This is a genomic window from Salinisphaera sp. S4-8 (assembly GCF_040361235.1).
Taxonomy (GTDB): domain Bacteria; phylum Pseudomonadota; class Gammaproteobacteria; order Nevskiales; family Salinisphaeraceae; genus Salinisphaera.
Genome location: NZ_APNF01000003.1, coordinates 67,860 through 84,804, shown reverse-complemented (window position 1 = coordinate 84,804; position 16,945 = coordinate 67,860). Strand labels below are relative to the sequence as shown.

At 65.4% G+C, this 16,945-nt stretch carries 15 protein-coding genes and 1 pseudogene; 8 read left to right on the top strand and 8 right to left on the bottom strand.

The window, feature by feature from the left end; genetic code table 11:
* Positions 1 to 56: 56 nt before the first annotated feature.
* Positions 57 to 1,225, bottom strand: a pseudogene (gene pqqE, locus S4A8_RS05460) (pyrroloquinoline quinone biosynthesis protein PqqE).
* A gap of 64 nt (positions 1,226 to 1,289) precedes the next feature.
* The gene (gene pqqA, locus S4A8_RS05455; protein ID WP_209059483.1) at positions 1,290 to 1,367 is read right to left on the bottom strand and encodes a pyrroloquinoline quinone precursor peptide PqqA; all 78 of its coding nucleotides are present in this window, start codon (positions 1,365 to 1,367) and stop codon (positions 1,290 to 1,292) included.
* Between the two features lie 241 nt (positions 1,368 to 1,608).
* Between pqqA and S4A8_RS05450 the strand changes: the two genes are divergently transcribed.
* Together S4A8_RS05450 and S4A8_RS05445 are read left to right on the top strand one after the other, a co-directional pair.
* On the top strand, positions 1,609 to 3,036 hold the full coding sequence (locus tag S4A8_RS05450; protein ID WP_353219362.1) for a sensor histidine kinase: 1,428 nt from the start codon (positions 1,609 to 1,611) through the stop codon (positions 3,034 to 3,036).
* Complete coding sequence (locus S4A8_RS05445; protein ID WP_353219361.1) at positions 3,033 to 4,403, top strand: sigma-54-dependent transcriptional regulator; 1,371 nt, start codon at positions 3,033 to 3,035, stop codon at positions 4,401 to 4,403. Before S4A8_RS05450 ends, S4A8_RS05445 begins: the two co-directional genes overlap by 4 nt.
* A 14-nt stretch (positions 4,404 to 4,417) precedes the next feature.
* On the opposite strand, the gene S4A8_RS05440 is transcribed toward S4A8_RS05445, so the two are convergent.
* From S4A8_RS05440 to S4A8_RS05430, 3 genes are all read right to left on the bottom strand, one after another.
* Positions 4,418 to 5,065 carry a hypothetical protein gene (locus S4A8_RS05440; protein WP_353219360.1) on the bottom strand — a complete coding sequence of 216 codons (648 nt, stop codon included), beginning with the start codon at positions 5,063 to 5,065 and terminating at the stop codon, positions 4,418 to 4,420.
* A 52-nt stretch (positions 5,066 to 5,117) separates the two neighbouring features.
* Positions 5,118 to 5,774 carry a hypothetical protein gene (locus S4A8_RS05435; RefSeq protein ID WP_353219359.1) on the bottom strand — a complete coding sequence of 219 codons (657 nt, stop codon included), beginning with the start codon at positions 5,772 to 5,774 and terminating at the stop codon, positions 5,118 to 5,120.
* A 147-nt stretch (positions 5,775 to 5,921) separates the two neighbouring features.
* Complete coding sequence (locus S4A8_RS05430) at positions 5,922 to 6,584, bottom strand: response regulator transcription factor (RefSeq protein ID WP_353219358.1); 663 nt, start codon at positions 6,582 to 6,584, stop codon at positions 5,922 to 5,924.
* Between the two features lie 294 nt (positions 6,585 to 6,878).
* Between S4A8_RS05430 and S4A8_RS05425 the strand changes: the two genes are divergently transcribed.
* From S4A8_RS05425 to S4A8_RS05415, 3 genes are all read left to right on the top strand, one after another.
* A complete protein-coding gene (locus tag S4A8_RS05425) occupies positions 6,879 to 7,823 on the top strand; it encodes an NADP-dependent oxidoreductase (protein WP_353219357.1) in 945 nt (314 codons plus the stop codon).
* A 96-nt stretch (positions 7,824 to 7,919) separates the two neighbouring features.
* Positions 7,920 to 8,798 carry a LysR substrate-binding domain-containing protein gene (locus S4A8_RS05420; protein WP_353219356.1) on the top strand — a complete coding sequence of 293 codons (879 nt, stop codon included), beginning with the start codon at positions 7,920 to 7,922 and terminating at the stop codon, positions 8,796 to 8,798.
* Positions 8,799 to 8,899: 101 nt separating this feature from the next.
* Positions 8,900 to 9,784: an SDR family NAD(P)-dependent oxidoreductase gene (locus S4A8_RS05415; protein WP_353219355.1), complete on the top strand. Its 885-nt coding sequence runs from the start codon at positions 8,900 to 8,902 to the stop codon at positions 9,782 to 9,784.
* Between the two features lie 27 nt (positions 9,785 to 9,811).
* Here S4A8_RS05415 and S4A8_RS05410 read toward each other — a convergent pair whose 3' ends face one another.
* The 3 genes from S4A8_RS05410 to S4A8_RS05400 all read right to left on the bottom strand — a co-directional run bounded on the left by S4A8_RS05410 (position 9,812) and on the right by S4A8_RS05400 (position 12,674).
* A complete protein-coding gene (locus S4A8_RS05410) occupies positions 9,812 to 10,855 on the bottom strand; it encodes a 3-oxoacyl-ACP synthase III family protein (protein WP_353219354.1) in 1,044 nt (347 codons plus the stop codon).
* A 272-nt stretch (positions 10,856 to 11,127) separates the two neighbouring features.
* Complete coding sequence (locus tag S4A8_RS05405) at positions 11,128 to 12,252, bottom strand: NAD(P)/FAD-dependent oxidoreductase (protein WP_353219353.1); 1,125 nt, start codon at positions 12,250 to 12,252, stop codon at positions 11,128 to 11,130.
* Positions 12,249 to 12,674, bottom strand: a complete 426-nt coding sequence (locus S4A8_RS05400) for a rhodanese-like domain-containing protein (RefSeq protein WP_353219352.1) — start codon at positions 12,672 to 12,674, stop codon at positions 12,249 to 12,251. Before S4A8_RS05400 ends, S4A8_RS05405 begins: the two co-directional genes overlap by 4 nt.
* Before the next feature lie 431 nt (positions 12,675 to 13,105).
* On the opposite strand from S4A8_RS05400, the gene S4A8_RS05395 reads away from it, so the two are divergent.
* Genes S4A8_RS05395 through fhuB form a run of 3 tightly spaced genes read left to right on the top strand, consistent with a single transcriptional unit; the run spans position 13,106 to position 16,760 of the window.
* Entirely contained in the window at positions 13,106 to 13,873 is a 768-nt protein-coding gene (locus S4A8_RS05395; protein WP_353219351.1) for an ABC transporter ATP-binding protein, read from the top strand.
* A gap of 26 nt (positions 13,874 to 13,899) precedes the next feature.
* A complete protein-coding gene (locus S4A8_RS05390; protein ID WP_353219350.1) occupies positions 13,900 to 14,799 on the top strand; it encodes an iron-siderophore ABC transporter substrate-binding protein in 900 nt (299 codons plus the stop codon).
* Entirely contained in the window at positions 14,796 to 16,760 is a 1,965-nt protein-coding gene (fhuB, locus tag S4A8_RS05385) for a Fe(3+)-hydroxamate ABC transporter permease FhuB (protein WP_353219349.1), read from the top strand. Before S4A8_RS05390 ends, fhuB begins: the two co-directional genes overlap by 4 nt.
* Positions 16,761 to 16,945: the final 185 nt, after the last annotated feature.

Genomic DNA, 16,945 nt, shown 5'->3' with positions numbered 1-16,945 from the left:
TGGATTGTGGATCGGCCGCTGCCCTGCTGTTCACGCTATCTGGTAGCTGGCAACGCTTAATTCGGGCCGTTTTGCCGGTGCAGCCGCTTGGAATTCTTGGGATTGCGAAACACGATCGGCTGGGCCGCGGGGGCTTGGACCGGCTGTTCGTTCGCGCGCTCGACCGCATCGGTTACGAGATGGTGCTGGGGCGATTTCGCACACACTGGATCGGTGGCGTACATATCGCCGGTGAGCATATAGGCTTGGCAGCGACAGCCGCCGTAGTCCCTGGTTTTTTCCGAACAGCTGCGACAGGGCTCCTTCATCCAGTCGTAGCCGCGGAAATGATTGAAGGCGGGGGATTCGCCCCAAATCCAGTCGATGTCGTGGTCGACCACGTTCGGGAATTCCAGGCCGGGTAGCTGGCGCGCGGCATGGCAGGGCAGGGCGGCGCCGTCGGGGGCAACAGTGAGAAAGATATCGCCCCAGCCGCTCATGCAGGCCTTGGGGCGGTCTTCGTAGTAGTCGGGCACGACAAAATAGAGTTTCATTGCGCCGCCGCGTTCGCGATACGCCGTGGTCACGCGCTCGGCATGGGCGAGTTGTTCGCGGGTGGGCATGAGCGCATCGCGGTTGTGCCAGGCCCAGCCGTAGTATTGGGTGTTGGCCAGTTCCACGTAGTCGGCGTCGAGCGCTTCGGCCATGGCGATGATTTCTTCGATATCGTCGATGTTCTTTCGGTGCAGCACGATATTGAGCACCATCGGATAGCCGTGACGCTTGATCGCCTGGGCCATGTCCTTCTTCTTCTCGAAGCTGTCGCTGCCGCCGAGAAAGTTGTTCAGCTCGGCATTGCTGGCCTGGAAGCTGATCTGGATATGATCCAGCCCGGCCTCGGCGAGGCGTTGCACGCGTGCATCGTCCATGCCGATGCCAGAGGTGATCAGGTTGCTGTAGTAGCCGAGATGGCGGGCTTCGGCCACGATTTCTTCCAGATCCTGTCGCACCAGCGGCTCGCCACCAGATAGCCCGAGCTGGGCCGCGCCCATGCCACGCGCCTGGCGCAGCACGCGCTTCCAGTCTTCAGTGAAATCTCGCGCCCGATCTGTGCCATCTCCGTCGGATTGCTGCAGTAGGGGCATTGCAGCGGGCAGGCATAGGTCAGCTCCGCCAGCAGCCATAGCGGGCGGGCCGGCGTTTCGCCGTCGTGACGGGTGGGTAGCGTGGGGTGGATCGCGCTCATGATTGATTCGATGCGCACGAGAAAGGGGGCCGCGAAGCCCCCTTTGTCGTACGTGACAACCGGTTTAGCGGTTGTTGACGTACATCGTGATTTCGAAGCCCAGACGCAGGTCGTGGGCCTTCGGGGTCGTCCACTGTTTCATCGCGATCTCCTTGGTGTTGTCGTAAGTGGCCTATGGATCAATGCATCGACCGTGCCAGCGCCAGTACGGTGGTTCGCGCGCCAAGCGGTTGTGCGCCAAGTGCTTTTTCAACGCCTGGCACCGAAACGGCGGCTGCGGCCCGTGGTTGGCCAGGATGGCGAATAGTGGCCGACTTGGCTGGCCAATATTGGCCGCTCGGCACGGACTCGTTTGAAACTTCAACAAGCCCTAGACTCGCGGGATGATTGTTCGACCTGCCGATTCGCTCAAGCGCCTGATCCGGCGCTATCAGCTCGCGTTGCTGCTGGTGCTGATGGCCGCGGCCGGCCTCGGCGCGCTCTGGGCAACCTTCTGGCAGGCGGGGTATCAGCGTTCGCTGCGCTTCAACGAATTGTTGATCGAAGCCCAGGCGGTACGCGGCGATCTGTATCGCCAGATCAAGGCCGTCGATACGCTGCGCGAAGATGGCCCGCGCGATGACTACTGGCAACGGCTGTATCGTATCGACGAGCACTTCTATCGAATGCGTCGCGTGGCCGATACCGCGGACGAACAAGCCAGCATTGCACGCATGGAAGCCGCCTACGGCCTGATCCTCGCGGCCATGAACCGGGTGGTGACCACGCCGGATAGCGATGCCGACGAAACCGCGTTCGATACCTGGCAGACCGGCGATTTCGAAAACGCCTACAGCCAGCTCACACAGCAGGTCGCCGCGCGCCGCGACGCGCTGGCCGAGCGCATGGGACTATGGACCCGGCTGGCGCCGTGGCTGGCGTGGCTGCCGTTGGTGTTCGGCATCGCGCTCGCGCTGTGGCTCAACCGGCGTTTCGTGCGTGAGTTTTTGCGCCCGCTCGAACGGCTGGTGGCCGGCACCCGCGAAATCGCCCAGGGCCGATTGCACTATCGCCTGCGTCCGCAAGGCGTGGCCGAGGTCCGCCATCTGGCGGATACGCTCAACACGATGGCCGCGGAACTCGAACACAAGCGTCAGGCGCTGGTCGAGCGTGAGCGTGAAGCCGCGCTCGGCGCGCTCGTGCCGGTGATCGCCCACAACATCCGCAATCCGCTGGCGGGTATTCGTGCCAATGCCCAGATGCTGGATCGCCAGGCCAGCGTCGCCGATATCGAGGACACCGGCGCCGACATCATGGATGCGGCCGACCGATTGGAGCGCTGGCTCGATGCGCTGCTCACCTATCTGCATCCGCTCGATCTCAAGCGTAAACAAACGTCGTTGGATGCCATTGTCGATGGCGCAATCGCGGCACTCGGCGGGCGGCTGGCCGCGGCCGATATCCAACTGGTCCGCGCGCGTGCGTCGGTTGCGGTCGATGCCGACGCGCCCCTGCTCGAACAGGCGCTACACGGGCTGCTTGCCAACGCGCTCGAAGCCTCGCCGGCTGGCTCGCGTATTACCGTGGCCAGCGCCATTAGCGACGACGGCCAGGCGCGCCTGGATATCATCGACGACGGCCCGGGCATGACGGTGGTGCCGGACCCGCATTCGAGCGCGCCGTTACGAACTACTAAGCGGCGCGGTACCGGTCTGGGAATTCCCTTCGCCTACAAGATCATCCAGGCGCACGGCGGCACGCTCGACTATCAGCCGGGGGACGCGGGCGGCACCTGTGTGCGTATCCATCTGCCCGCGAGCGACACGCCATGAGTCGTGCCCATATTCTGTTGCTGGAAGACGAGGGCGCGCTCGCCCGCGCGCTGGACCGGCGCCTGCGCCGCGACGGCTATACGGTGGCGATCTGCGAAAACATCGCCAATGCCAAGCTGGCCGCGCGTCGTCGCCCGCCCGATCTGGCCGTGCTCGATCTGCGCCTGCCGGACGGCTACGGGCTGGATTTTCTCGACTGGCTACGCGGCGAGTTGCCAGATATCCCCGCGGTCGTCATGACCGCCTATGGCGAGCTCGACGATGCCATCGCGGCCATGCGCCTGGGCGCGGTGGATTTTCTCAGGAAACCGCTCGATCTCGAGGCCTTGCATCGGGTCGTGGGCGATGCGCTGGCGCGGCAGACGCCCGCGCCAGAGAAGGCGGGCCCCGACGGGCATACGCCGGACGACAGGTTGATCGGCGACAGCCCGGCGATGCAGGCGCTGTACGCACAGCTCGATCGAATTGCCGTCCTCGGCGCGGGCGAGGCACCGCCGAACGTACTGCTTACCGGCGAAACCGGCACCGGCAAGGATCGCGTCGCACGGTTGCTGCATGCGCGCTCGCCGCGTGCGAACGAGCCATTCCTGCAGGTCGACTGTGCCGCGCTGCCGCGCGATCTGGTCGAGGCGGAACTGTTCGGGCATGAAAAAGGCGCCTTCACCAACGCCCATCGCGCCCGGCGTGGGCTGCTCGCCGCGGCCGGTGCGGGCACCGCCTTTCTCAACGAGATCGGTGAGCTGCCCCTGGCGCTCCAGGCCAAGCTGCTTACCGCGCTGGAGTCGCGTACCGCGCGCGAGATTGGCGGCGATCGCGAGCACGATATCGAGGCCTGGTTCGTGGCCGCGACCAATCGTGACCTGGCCGGGATGATGGCAGCCGGGGATTTTCGCGAAGATCTGTACTACCGGCTCAATGTGCTCACGCTGCATCTGCCGCCGCTACGCGAGCGCGGCGCGGATGTGATCGCGCTGGCCGAGTATTTCGTCGCGCGTACCGCCGAACGCTATGCCAAGCCCGTACCCACGCTTGCCGAAACGGCCCGGGCTGCGCTGCGCGCGCATACCTGGCCGGGCAATGTCCGCGAGCTGCGGCATGTGATCGAACGCGCGGTGCTCGTGCACGCCGAAGACGTGATCGAAGCCGTGCATCTACAGCTGACCGAGGCGCAGCCTACGGGGCGCGAGCCGACGGCGGCTGCTCATGCCGGTACGCCGGTGTCCACGCTGGCCGACTCCGAGCGCGCGCTGATCGTCCGAACCTTGACCGACACGCGACACAATATTTCCGAAGCCGCGCGCCGACTGGGCCTGAGCCGCGGCGCGCTGCGCTACCGGCTGGATAAATACGGCCTCAGCGGCGACTGAAAACACCGCAATCGCTAGCCATCGGTGTCATCGAGCTGTTGCTCGAGCCATTGCTGGAGTCTTTGGCGGGCGTTGCGTTTGGTCATGCGCTTGGTGGCGATGGCCACCGGGCGCATGAGCTGGTTGTCGTCGCCGCGGACCAGGAACTTGCGCTGCGCGCCGATCACGCCGCCTTCGGGGCCGTAACTGGCGATCACCGTCACCTTGAAGTTGTGCACCGACAGGCTGCGCAAGGGCTGGTTTTCGTCGGCGCGCAGGTCCTTGTGACGTTTCGCGGTCTGGCGCAGCAAGGAACGAAAGGTGCCCAGGTTCATCTGCTCGCCGACCTGGAGCGGGCCCTGGCGGGTCACCTCGCGCGGGTGATTTTCGCTATCGCGCGGTTGGGCTTCGTCGAAGTCGGTAATGGCCTCGGTGTATTCGTTGTCATGAGCACGAATGGTCATCGTGATGCTGTGAATATAGACCGGCTCCTGACTCATGTTGCTGATCAGGCACACGGAGTCGACCTGCTGGCCCCAGCCCTGGTTGATGAGAATCCGGGCCTTGCGCTGGCGCCGAAAGCCGGAATACAGCAGGTGCGCATAGAAAAGCCAGACGGCCAGCGTGCCGAGGCTGGCGAAAAAAGACAGCGCCTGGGCGTTGTCGTTGATCCATTGCCACATGATGAAATTGTTTGCCTTGCTCTGTGGGCCGGCGGCCCGTGTCGTGTATGGGTTATGAATGTCCGGTGGTTTGCGTACGCCGGTCGGCTTCGGTCATGGCCCGCAGGTAGCGCTCCAATGCGCGCGCATCACGCCTTGAGGCCCGTAATCGGGTGCCATGCGTATCGGCGCGTATGGACGGGCCCGTGGCATCGACGGAAAACCGATGCTCGGCGCCGACGATCTGTTCATACGGCCCGGCCGTGACGATCGCGGTCACCGTGAACGCGTCGATCGCGTGGGCGAGGTCGAGATCCTCCTCAGCCTCGATCATGCCGGCCTTGCGGGCCGCTTCGGCCAGCAACCATTCGAACGGGCCGAGATCGAGCTGCTGGCTGGGGGCGATCGGCCCCTGGCCGATGGCTTCGGCGCCAGCGCCGCTCGGCTGGGCCTGCCACTGTTTTTCCACGCTGCCGGTATGACATTCGCCCTCGGCATCATGCAGATCGATGAACACTGCGCGCAGATAGACGGATTCCTTGCCCATGTTGCTGAGCAGGCAGATCGAATCTGGCCCGTGCCCCTTGGCCTGTTTGATGAACAGCTGCGGTTTTTGCTGACGGCGCTGGTTGGCGGACATGATCTGCCCGTAAACCGTCCACACGATCAGTGTGACCGCTGTGACGATCACGGTCAGCGCGGGCGCGTGCGCGGAAATGAATGACCACATGAGACGACGGTCGGCGTAAAACGGTCGCGCAATATAGGCAGCCCTCGGGCCGCGGTATATCGTGACAATCCGCTGGGGGAATGTACGGGTAGCGCGACGCCGAAAGCGGCTGCTATAGCCGCGTTTCGCCGATGACCGGTCTGCATCTCACGTGCGCGCACCGGGGCCGCTGCACCCCTTGTCGAACGCCGGTAGCGTATATGTCGGCGTGGCCAGACAGGCCATTCGGGTGAGTGTCGCCACCGAGCCGATATGCAGCTTGCCCATGATATTCGCCCGATGGCTTTCGGCCGTGCGCTTGCTGATACCGAGCATCAGCGCGACCTGGCGTGTCGATAGCCCGGCGACCAGGCCACTGGCGATTTCGGCTTCGCGCGGCGTGAGCCGTGCCAACTGCTGGGCATAGACGCGGGTGTCGCTTTGTTGCGCGTGCTGTCTCTGGGTCCAGCGCAGGCAGCGGTCGATCTCGTCGAACAGGCGCTCCGGCGGTGCCGGCTTTGCCAGAACGCCGGACGCGCCCAGCTGCATGGCCTCGACCGCGAGCCGAATCGTGGCATTGCCGGCCATGAAGATCGTGCGCACGGCCAGCCCGGCCGCGCTGATCTGGCGTTGCAGTTGCAGCCCGTCCATGCCGGGCAGGCGCATATCCACGATCGCGCAGCCGCTTTCATGTTCGTGGCGCGGCTGGCGTTCGAGGAATCGCTCCGCGCTTTTGAAACAGCGCACACGATAGCCGGCATCGCCGATCAGACGTTTCAGGGATTCGCGTACCGCATCGTCGTCGTCCACGACGTAAATAAGTTCAGTCACTGTTTGCTCCTGGGTCATGTTGCGTATTGGCAATCGGTATTGACGGGGGCCCAGTTTCTTTTCAGTGGCGCAGGCGTGCCCGTGCCTGCATGGGGCCATGCCCCGGTTGTTGAATCGAATCGTTCCAGATGCCCGCGCCGACTGTTCGGACGTACAATCAGCGTGAATGATGGTCATATTTACGTGCAGGCGCGCGGTTTTCAAGCGTTCATTGATCACGCGCAATCACGGACACGCGGCGGGTAGGCGCGATCGGTTATAGTTGCATTACGCAGGTATGCATGATGTTGATTGATGAAAGTCGTTGAATTCGAAGCATTCGGTCCGGCCCGCAATCTCGTGGTGGGCGAGCGTCCCATGCCTGTCTGTAGCCCCGACGAGGTGCTGATCAAAACCGCCGCCGTGAGCGTGAACCCGGTGGATGTGAAAACCCGCCAGGGCGAAGCGCTGGCCTCGCAGCTGGAACATGCCCTGCCGCTGATTCTGGGTTGGGACGTGGCCGGCGAAGTTGTCGCAGTCGGCGATGACGTCAAGCACCTGAACGAAGGCGATGCCGTGTTCGGCATGATCCGCTTTCCGCTGCCACCCAACGGTTATGCCCAGTACGTGACCGCGCCCGCCGACGAACTGGCCGTCATTCCCGCGGGCGTGTCATACGAGGCGGCCGCGGCGAGCACGCTGGCCGCACTCACTGCCTGGCAGGCGTTCACCCATTTCGGCCAGCTCAAGGCCGGCGATCGTGTACTGATTCATGCCGCCAGCGGCGGGGTGGGGCATTTCGCGGTGCAAATGGCCAAGCATCTGGGCGCCTATGTCATCGCCACCTCGTCGGCGAAGAACAAGGCGTTCGTCGAATCGCTCGGTGCCGACGAACATATCGACTACAAAACGCAGCGTTTCGAGGATGAAATCGGCGACATCGATTTCTGTCTGGAAACCCAGGGCGGGCCGCAATTCCAGCGCTCGGTCAGCGTCATGCGCGACGGCGGCACGATCATCAATCTGCCGTCCGGCCTGGTCGAAAGCGACCGCGAGGCCGCCGAGGCCAAGGGGCTGGTCGTGAACTACTTCATGCACGTCTTTCCCAGCGGCGAGAACATGCGCGAAATCGCCGCGATGCTGGCCGACGGCGCGCTGGTGCCGAATATCGCGGCGCGTTATGCGCTCGAAGACACGGCCGCCGCCTACGAACATATCGAAAGCGGGCGCACCGTGGGCAAGGTCGTGATTACGCTCTAACGCACAACGGCCGAGCCGTACCGAACGCATCGCTCCGACCGGGCGCAGTCCGGCGCGTGTAGGCTGCTGCGTTCAAGGCCGGTTCGCGGGGTTGGGATGATCGAATTACGCCAGCTGCGCCAGTTCGTGGCGGTGGCCGAAGAGCTGCATTTTCATCGTGCGGCACGGCGGCTGAACATGTCGCAGCCGCCGTTGAGCGCGGCCATCAAGCGTATCGAAGACGAGGTCGGTGAAGCGCTGCTCGTGCGCGGCCAGCGCGAAAACCACCTGACGGCGGCCGGCGCGGCGTTTCTCGAACAGGCGCGCCAGACTCTCGCCGCAGCCGAGCGCTGTGTACCCGCGGCCCGCGCCGCCGCGGCCGGCCAGACCGGGCGGCTGCGTATCGGCTATGTCGGCAGCGCAATGTACGGGCGTCTGCCGGCTACGGTACGGGCATTCCGGCGTGCCTGGCCGCAGGTGCGTGTCGACCTGATCGAGGAAACCACCGCCGGCCAGATTCGAGCCCTGCATGAGCAGGCTCTCGACCTGGCCGTGGTGCTGCCGCCGCTGGCCGACGACAGCCAACTGATACTGCAATCCTTCGATCGCGACCGGCTGGCGATCGCGGTGCCGGCGGATCATCCCCTGGCGAGCAAAACCGACCTCGCCGTCGCCGATCTGGCCGGCGAGGCCTTCGTCTTCTGGCCGGGGCATGAAGGCCGTGGGTTTTTCCGGCGCGCGCTGGATCTGTGTCACGGCGCCGGCTTCGAGCCGGATATCGTGCAACGCGCGCGCCAGATTTGCGGCGTGATTGCGCTGGTCGCTGCCGAAGCGGGGGTAGCGATCGTGCCGGCCAGCATGGCCTCGGTACGCAGCAACGAAGTGCATTACCGCATTCTCGACGCCGACCCGGCGGCCGCGTTCGAGCTGGCCGCGGCGCGCCGTGCCGACTGCGACTCGCCGTTGGTGAGCAACTTCCTGCACATCGAGGCCTGAGGCTGATACGCGACAGGTATCGGCTGCCTGGGTGAAAGGTATTAGTCGGCGGCTGGGGCGGTGCTTAGTCTGGCGTGCACATTCTCATGCACGACAGCCCCATGCTCGATTTCAACCAACGGATTGTTCTGATCACCGGCGCCGCGCGCGGTATCGGTCTGGCCTATGCCCGGGCGCTGGGCGCCCGCGGCGCGCATGTCATCGTGCACGACGCCGGCACCGATGGCGACGGCGTCGGCCGCGATCCCGATGTGGCCGTGGCCGCCGCCGCCATGTTGCAGGACGCGGGCTATTCGGCCGAGCCGGCCAGTGATGTCATCGAAACCCGTGAGGGCTGCCGGGAGCTGGTCGCGCGTATTCTCGCCCGGCACGGGCGCCTGGACAGCGTGATCCACAATGCCGGCTGGGTCGGCTATCAGGCCATCGACACGCTCACGCCGGATTTTCTGGCCCGGGCCACCGCCATTCATCTGAACGCCCCGGCTTGGCTTGCCCAGGCCGCCTGGCCGGCAATGGTCGCGCAGGGCCATGGCCGTATCCTGCTGACCACCTCGGATCGCGCCCTCTATCCGCAGTATGCCCAGGCGGGCCTGGCGGCCTATGCCGCCACCAAGATGGCGGCGGTCGGCCTGATGAATGCGCTGGCGCTGGAAGGCGCGCCCCACGACATTCGTGTGAATGCGATTTCGCCGGTGGCCAAGACCCGTATGTGGGGCGTGACCGAACAGCCCACGGAACTCACGCCGGACAGCGTCGCCCCCGGCGCGGTGTTTCTGGTCAGCGATGGCTGCAACGATAGCGGCTGGATACTGCGCGCCAGCAACGGCCAGTTTCATGCCGTACGCGCAAGCGAGGCCGCGGACGTGGACTATCCGCGCGATATTCGGGGCGTGGTTGCCGACAGTGCAGAAACCGTTGCATCGCATTGGGCCGAGATCGCGCCTGTGTGCGCCGAATATCGACAGCCGCAAGGCGCCACGCGCTGAGGGTGCACGCCTCGGCGCTTGAAGGGTTCAGTCGGCAGGGAAATCCGCGGGCAGGCGCACCAGCGTTGCGCCCCAGGACAGCCCCACGCCGAAGCCGACCAGTAGCAACAGTGCGCCGGGTTTGATCTGGCCTTTGTCCGCCGCGCGCTTGATAGCGATGGGAATACTGCAGGACACGGTATTGCCGATGTCTTCCATGCACACCACGAAGCGTTCGGCCGGCAGGTCGAGCTTTTTGCGGATGCCTTCGAGCACGGTCGCGCTGGCCTGATGCGGCACGACGGCGTCGATGTCGTCGAGGCTTACGCCGGCCTTGTCACAGAGCGCATCGATGGCCTTGGGGACTTCGCGCAGGGTGAATTCGATCACCGCGCGCCCGTTCATGTAGATGTTGTGATCGCTACGCGTATTGCCGTGGCGGTCGGTGTATTCCTCGACCGGGCGGTCGACGGCGCGGTTGCGCAGACCGCTGTTTGGCACGATCAGATCCTGGGCGCCGGAGCCGTCGGTGCCGTAGACGAACGGGCCGATCGCCTCGGCGCCGTCGCCATGGACGTCGCTGGCGCTCATGAGCGTGGCCGCGGCGGCATCGCCGAACAGCGCGCGTACGCTCTTGTCGCCCGGGTTGACGAACTTGCTGTAGGTGTCGGCGGTGATCAGCAGCAGCTTTTTGGACTGGCCGGTTTCGATCAGCGCCTTGGCCACGCCCAGGGCATAGATATAGCCGGAACAGCCGAGATTGATATCCAGCGCGCCGATATGCGTGGGCAGACCGAGGCGCTGCTGCACCAGACAGGCGGTCGTGGGCGCGAGATAGTCGGGCGTCTGGGTGCAAAAGATCAGGTAGTCGATATCGCTGACATCGGTGCCCGTACGTGCAAGCAGATCGCGCGCGGCGGTGACGCCGAAATCCGAGGCGCATTCATCATCGGAGGCCACATGGCGCGCGCGGATGCCGGTTTTTTCGGCGATCTTTTCCAGCGGCCAGTTGGGAAAGCGCGCTGCGATTTCTTCGATCGATTCGGTACGCGCCGGCAGCATGTATTCGATAGCGTCGATCACGGCGGCCATCAGCGACGACCTCCACGGCGGATGAGGGCTCGACAGGGCAACGTATCTCTCCCGATGACAGCAGCAATCACGAGTCTATGCATAACACAGGCGCCGAGGCGCAAAACGCTCAATATCGGCGCCCGTACGGTGCGCGTCAATGCACGTACGCAAGCGTATGCTGCGCTTTGTCGTGTTTAAGGCTGTGAACCTGCGGGCCGCGCGCTTGCAGTCATTTCGTCGACGCGCCGCCGTACACGCGGTTGTTGCGGTCCGCTGCGCACGCTCGGGCGTCAGTCAACGCGATAGCTTTCGATGAAGCGGCGGTCGAGCCAGTGCTTGATCCACACGCTGCTCCGGCCCAGCCACCAGCGCTGGCCGCGCGTGGCCAGCCCGGTGCCGTCGCCGAGATCCAGAATCGATAGCCACTTCGACTGCGGCTGGTAATCGGTGAGCGCGCCGTCGTCCAGGCTGGCCTGCAGATTGGCCAGCAGCACCGGCGCCTGGCGCACGCCGAACACGCCCAGGCGCGCCAGCGCATGGCCGCGGATATGCGCACAATCGCCCACCGCGAATACCCGCGGATCGTCGATGCTGCGCAATGTGGCGTCGACGACCAAGCCGTCGTCGAAGGCGAGATCGAGCTGTTCGAGCCAGCCGGGTGCCACCAGGCCGGTGGCGATGACGGCATGCGTCGCGGCAATACGCGCGCCATCGTCGCAGATCAGTTCGCCGGCACGGCGTTCGGTGATCTGCCGGTGGTACTGAATGTCGATGCCGAGGTCGGTCAGTTTTTCGGCCAACCGTTTGCGTGCGCCGGATGGCAGCGACGGCGCCAGCGTCTCGCCGCTCTGGAGCAGGCGGATGGCGGGGCGCGCCCCGGCCGGCGCATGGCGTCGGGCCAGGGCGGCGATATTGGCGGCGATTTCACAGCCGGTGTTGCCGGCGCCGATCACAGCAATGGGCGGCGCGTCGCCGGCCGCGAATGCCTGGCTTAGCGTGGTGCGAAGAGACGCAAGATTGGCAATCGGCTTGACCGGCCAGCAGTTCGCCTCGGCCGTACAGCCGGTGATCGTGTCGCTGGCCACGCCGCTGCCGACGTTGAACGATAGCCAGTCGTAGTCGAGTGTTTGTCCATCGGCGAGATAAACGCGCCGTTGGGCGCGATTCACACGCGCGACCCGTCCGGCCACGAACACGCCGCCGTTGGCTTCGACGAGCGCGCGGGCATCGATCTGATCGTCTTCGGGATCGAACCGACCGCCGAGCATGCCGGTCGCACGGCCCGAGTACCAGAACTTACCCGGGTCGACGAGGGTGACCTCGGCGCCGGCGTCGATGAGTTGTTGGGCATGGGCTACGACATGCAGATGGGCATGGCCGGCGCCCACGAGCACGACCCGGGCAGGCCGGCTCACGCGTGGGTTTCGTTATCCGGGTGCTCGACCGGGTAGCCGGCGGCCTGCCAGTCGCCATAACCGGCATCGAGCGCTTTCACATCGCTATAGCCGCTGGCGGCCAGTGCGGCGGCACCGCGTGCGGCCCGAATGCCGGCCGCACAGTAGGTCACCACCGGGGTGTCGCGGGCGACACTGATTTGCGGCTGCGCTTCCAGCCCGTCGATCGGGTGATGCACCGCGCCGGCGATATGCCCCTGTGCCCATTCGCCGGGTTCGCGCACATCGATGAACCGTGCGCCGGCCTGGTGGGCTTCGAACGCGCCCTCGAGGTCGATCACCTCGACCGGCGTCTGATCGCTGCGTGTGCGATCGGCGTTTCGCGGCGCGGATGAACGGTCGCCGCGACCGAGCCAACGCCGAAGGGTGTCGAGAATCGTCATGTTTATCCGTCTGCCTTGGAATGGATTACGGAATCTGAACCTCTATTCATACACGGCCCGCGTTTGCCTGCCCAACGGCCTCCATACATGCTGCGATGGCACTACGTCATCGTCATTCTATGACCGCGCCGGGCAACGCTGTAGTGGCGCCTGTGGCGTCAAACCGCGCAGCGGCCGGGTTTTTGACTGCACGGGCTGGCCTCGACGCGCGCCTATTGGCCATCAGCAAAAGGCTGTCGCGACCGCCGGTTAGCCGCGCGCCAAGCACACCGGTACGACCACGCAAACTTGTGCAACGCATGCCTAGTGTACGACGCCGACACAACCCGCGCGGTTTCATCTTTTTGATAAGCATTCGTATTTAGCTTATTCTCGGCAACCTGCCGAATCACCGCGCGGCGTATGTCGTCGGCAACGCTGCGGAGAAGGTCATGTTCGAACTCAATGCCGCACGCTTCGAGGTCAATGGACGCTGTCTTCTCGAAGCCACCGACCTGCGTTTTACGCAGGGGCTGGTCTATGGCCTGATCGGGCACAACGGCTCCGGCAAATCCACGCTGCTCAAACTGCTGGCGCGCCAGCAGAACGCCAGCCGCGGCCAGGTATCCCTGAACGGGCGTGCACTCGGCGAATGGGGCGATCGTGAATTCGCGCGCGAGGTGGCTTATCTGCCGCAACAGTTGCCGGCCGCCACCAGCCTGACCGTGCGCGAGCTGGTGTCGTTCGGGCGCTACCCCTGGCAGGGCCTGCTCGGACGCATGACCCGCGAAGACAAGCGCGCCGTGGCCCGGGCCATGGAACTCACCCACATCGAAGCCATGGCCGATCGCATGGTGGATACGCTCTCTGGCGGCGAGCGCCAGCGCGTATGGCTGGCCATGCTGCTCGCCCAGGGCAGCCGTTTTCTGCTGCTCGACGAACCGCTCTCGGCGCTGGATATTGCCCACCAGGTGGATACGCTCGCGCTCATCCGCGAACTTGCCACCACGCTCGGCATCGGCGTGATCATCGTGCTGCACGACGTGAATATGGTGTCGCGCTACTGTGATCAGCTGGTGGCCCTGCGCGGCGGCAAACTGCTTGCCCAGGGCGCCCCGCGCGAACTCATGTCCGATCAGACGCTCGAGGCCATTTACGGTGTGCGCATGCGCGTGATGGAACACCCGGCCGACAACCACCCCATCGCCGTCGTCCAGTGACCCGGCGGGCCGCTGCCGCTGGCGCTGTGTTATCACGGCGCGCGATCCGTATTGGCTGGCTGCTCGGGCTGGCCTTGTTTTTTTGTGCCATGCCCGGTGGCGCCCAGGCCAAAGACACCCCGCGCGTGGCCGTCATCGACTGGGGCCAGGCCCAGACCCTCATCGCCCTCGGCGCGCCGCCGGTGGCCATGTCGCAGATCCCTGCCTACAACGAATGGGTGGCCGCACCCGACGTGCCCGACGGCGTGCGCGACCTGGGCCTGCGGGTGCAGCCGAACATGGAGCTGTTGTCGCAGCTGGATATCGACGTGGTCACCATCACCTCCATGTACTCCGGCCTGCGTGAACGCCTTGCCCCCATCGCGCCGGTGGAAATGATCGATGTCTACGACGGCAACGGTGCGGTATGGGACAAGACCGTCGAGTCCACTCGCCGCCTGGGCGCGTTGGTCGGTCGCGAAGCCGCCGCCGAGGCGCTTATCGACGACACGCAGGCGCGTATCGCAGCCTGTGCGGCCCAAGTGCCCAACGACATCAAGCCGCTGCTCGTGGTGCAGTTCATGGATGCTCGGCATGTGCGCGTGTATACCGAAGACAGCCTGGTCGGCAGCGTGCTCAAGCGCATGGATATCGCCAATGCCTGGCAGGCCGGCGGTAACTACTGGGGCTTTGCCACCGTGCCGCTCGAACGACTGGCCTCGATCGAAAACGCCCGCATGGTGGTGGTGAAACCGCTGCCGGTCGGCGTGGCCGAAGAAATCGAAAGCAGCGTGCTCTGGCATCACCTGCCCGCCGTGAACAACGCCCCGGTGCTCTACGTGCCGCCGGTATGGGGCTTCGGCGGGCTGCCGTCGGCCAGCCGCTTTGCGCGCGTGCTGGTCGCGGCGCTTGGTCACGACTGCAGCACTGGCAAGGCCGCCTCGTGATCACGCCGTGGGTCACACCGGCGCGTCTGTGCGGTGGCTTCGCGCTGCTGCTGGCCGTGCTAGCGGCGTTCGTGCTGCACGAAAATTCTGCGGCAGGCATCGCCGCACTCTGGGCCGACAGCAACGATATCGCAGGCGTGCTCGCCCGCTACAACTGGTTGCCGCGCGTGACCGCCGCACTGGTCGGCGGCGCCGGGCTGGCGCTGGCCGGCGTGCTGTTCCAACAAACCCTGCGTAACCCGCTGGCCGCACCCACCACGCTGGGCGTGGTCGGCGGCGTCCATCTGGCGTTGCTGGTGGGCACCCTGTTCGCGCCCGCGCTGATGGTCCATGCACGTGGGCTGGTCGGCTTTGCCGGCGGCGCCGGGGCCATGGCGCTGGTCTTTGCGCTCGCCTGGCGGCGCAACCTCGCGCCCACGGTGGTGGTGCTCGCCGGACTGGTGGTCAATCTCTATTTCGGCGCGCTCGCGGTCGTCTTGTTGCTGTTCAATGAAGAATCGCTGCGCGGCATGATGATCTGGGGCGCGGGCTCGCTCGCCCAGAACAACTGGGACGGCGTGCTCTATCTGCTGCCGCGTTTGGCACTGGCTGGCGTGGCCGCAGTGGCGTTGTCACGCGCGCTGGCGCTGCTGGATCTCGACGATACCAACGCAAAGAATCTGGGTATTTCGCTGGCTTGGCTGCGGGCGGCGAGCCTCGGTTTGGGCGTGTTCGCCAGCTCCGTGGTGATCGTAGAGCTGGGCATCGTCGGCTTCATCGGCCTGGCCGCGCCGTCCATCGTGCGCCTGGCCGGCGCGCGTCGGCTGGCCAGCCGGCTGATCTGGGCACCGATATTCGGCGGCCTGCTGCTGGCGGTCACCGATCAGGTGCTGGAACTGGTCACGCTGAATTCGTCGATGCTCATCCCCACAGGCGCAACCACGGCCGCACTCGGCGCGCCGTTGCTGCTATGGCTCATCCCGCGCCTGAATCTGGCCCGCGAACCCGGTTCGCCGCCGACGCCGGCCCCGCGCAGCCAGACGCCGGGCCGCCTGGTGGCCATGCTCACCATTGGGCTGGTCGCGGCTGTCATCGTGGCGCTTTTAGTCGGGCAGGGCGCCGACGGCTGGGACTGGCCCTTCATCCGTCCTTGGGACGAAACCGGCCTGTGGCGCGTGCCCCGCGTACTGGCCGCCGGCGCGGCCGGGGCCATGCTGGCCGTGGCCGGTACGGTCATCCAGCGTGTATCCGGCAACGCCATGGCCAGCCCCGAAGTGCTCGGCATCAGTGCCGGCACCGGCCTGGGCGTGCTGGCGGTGGTGCTGCTTATGCCCGGCGCCGGCGTGCCCGTGCTGCTGCTGGCCGGCATGCTCGGCGCGCTGGCATCACTGGGCGTCCTCGTCGGGCTCAACGCCCGCAGCGACTACGAACCCGAACGCGTTCTGCTCACCGGCATTAGCGTTCTGTTTCTGTTCGATGCCGTCGCCAAGATCGTGCTCGCCGGCGGCGACCCACGCACCCAACAGCTGCTCGCCTGGATGTCCGGCACCACCTACTACGTCGAACTGCCGCTTGCGTTGACGGTGGCCGTGCTCGGCGTGCTCTTGTTTGCGGTAATCCGGCCCCTGCAGGTCTGGCTCGACCTGTTGCCGCTGGGCATGCCCACGGCCCGGTCGTTGGGTGTGAACGTCGGCATCAGCCGCCTGCTGCTGTTGGTGCTGGTCGCACTACTCACCGCCGGCGCCACGCTGGTCGTCGGCCCGCTGAGCTTCGTCGGTCTGCTCGCGCCGAATCTGGTCCGCATCATGGGCCTCGCACGCGCTCGCCACCAGCTCGCCGGTGCCGCCGTACTCGGCGCCCTTGTCATGGTCATGGCCGACTGGATCGGCCGCATGCTGCTGTTCCCCAGCGAAATCCCCGCCGGCATTGTTGCCACGCTTATCGGCGGGAGTTACTTCATGTGGCGATTGCGGCGGCTTTAGTGTGTTCTCGGGCGGAGGCGAGATTGTCTGCCGAATGAATGCCGCTTCGAACGCGGGTATTAGGCGAATCGAGTGTCGTGCAGGTTGCCGTCTTGAGTCGCTTCTGGAATCCAGTCGGCTAACGACCCAAAACGGACGAATGCAAGCCCGCTTGAACCAGCTTAATAACGTCCCCGTTAGAAAGA

Coding starts and splice junctions, on each gene's coding strand:
- S4A8_RS05410 (WP_353219354.1), bottom strand. CDS start 10,855: ATGGCCGCCGTGATCGACGCTATCGAATACATGCTGCCGGCGCGTACC.
- pqqA (WP_209059483.1), bottom strand. CDS start 1,367: ATGAAACAGTGGACGACCCCGAAGGCCCACGACCTGCGTCTGGGCTTC.
- S4A8_RS05420 (WP_353219356.1), top strand. CDS start 7,920: ATGATCGAATTACGCCAGCTGCGCCAGTTCGTGGCGGTGGCCGAAGAG.
- S4A8_RS05400 (WP_353219352.1), bottom strand. CDS start 12,674: ATGACGATTCTCGACACCCTTCGGCGTTGGCTCGGTCGCGGCGACCGT.
- S4A8_RS05440 (WP_353219360.1), bottom strand. CDS start 5,065: ATGTGGCAATGGATCAACGACAACGCCCAGGCGCTGTCTTTTTTCGCC.
- S4A8_RS05425 (WP_353219357.1), top strand. CDS start 6,879: ATGAAAGTCGTTGAATTCGAAGCATTCGGTCCGGCCCGCAATCTCGTG.
- S4A8_RS05435 (WP_353219359.1), bottom strand. CDS start 5,774: ATGTGGTCATTCATTTCCGCGCACGCGCCCGCGCTGACCGTGATCGTC.
- S4A8_RS05395 (WP_353219351.1), top strand. CDS start 13,106: ATGTTCGAACTCAATGCCGCACGCTTCGAGGTCAATGGACGCTGTCTT.
- S4A8_RS05415 (WP_353219355.1), top strand. CDS start 8,900: ATGCTCGATTTCAACCAACGGATTGTTCTGATCACCGGCGCCGCGCGC.
- S4A8_RS05445 (WP_353219361.1), top strand. CDS start 3,033: ATGAGTCGTGCCCATATTCTGTTGCTGGAAGACGAGGGCGCGCTCGCC.
- S4A8_RS05450 (WP_353219362.1), top strand. CDS start 1,609: ATGATTGTTCGACCTGCCGATTCGCTCAAGCGCCTGATCCGGCGCTAT.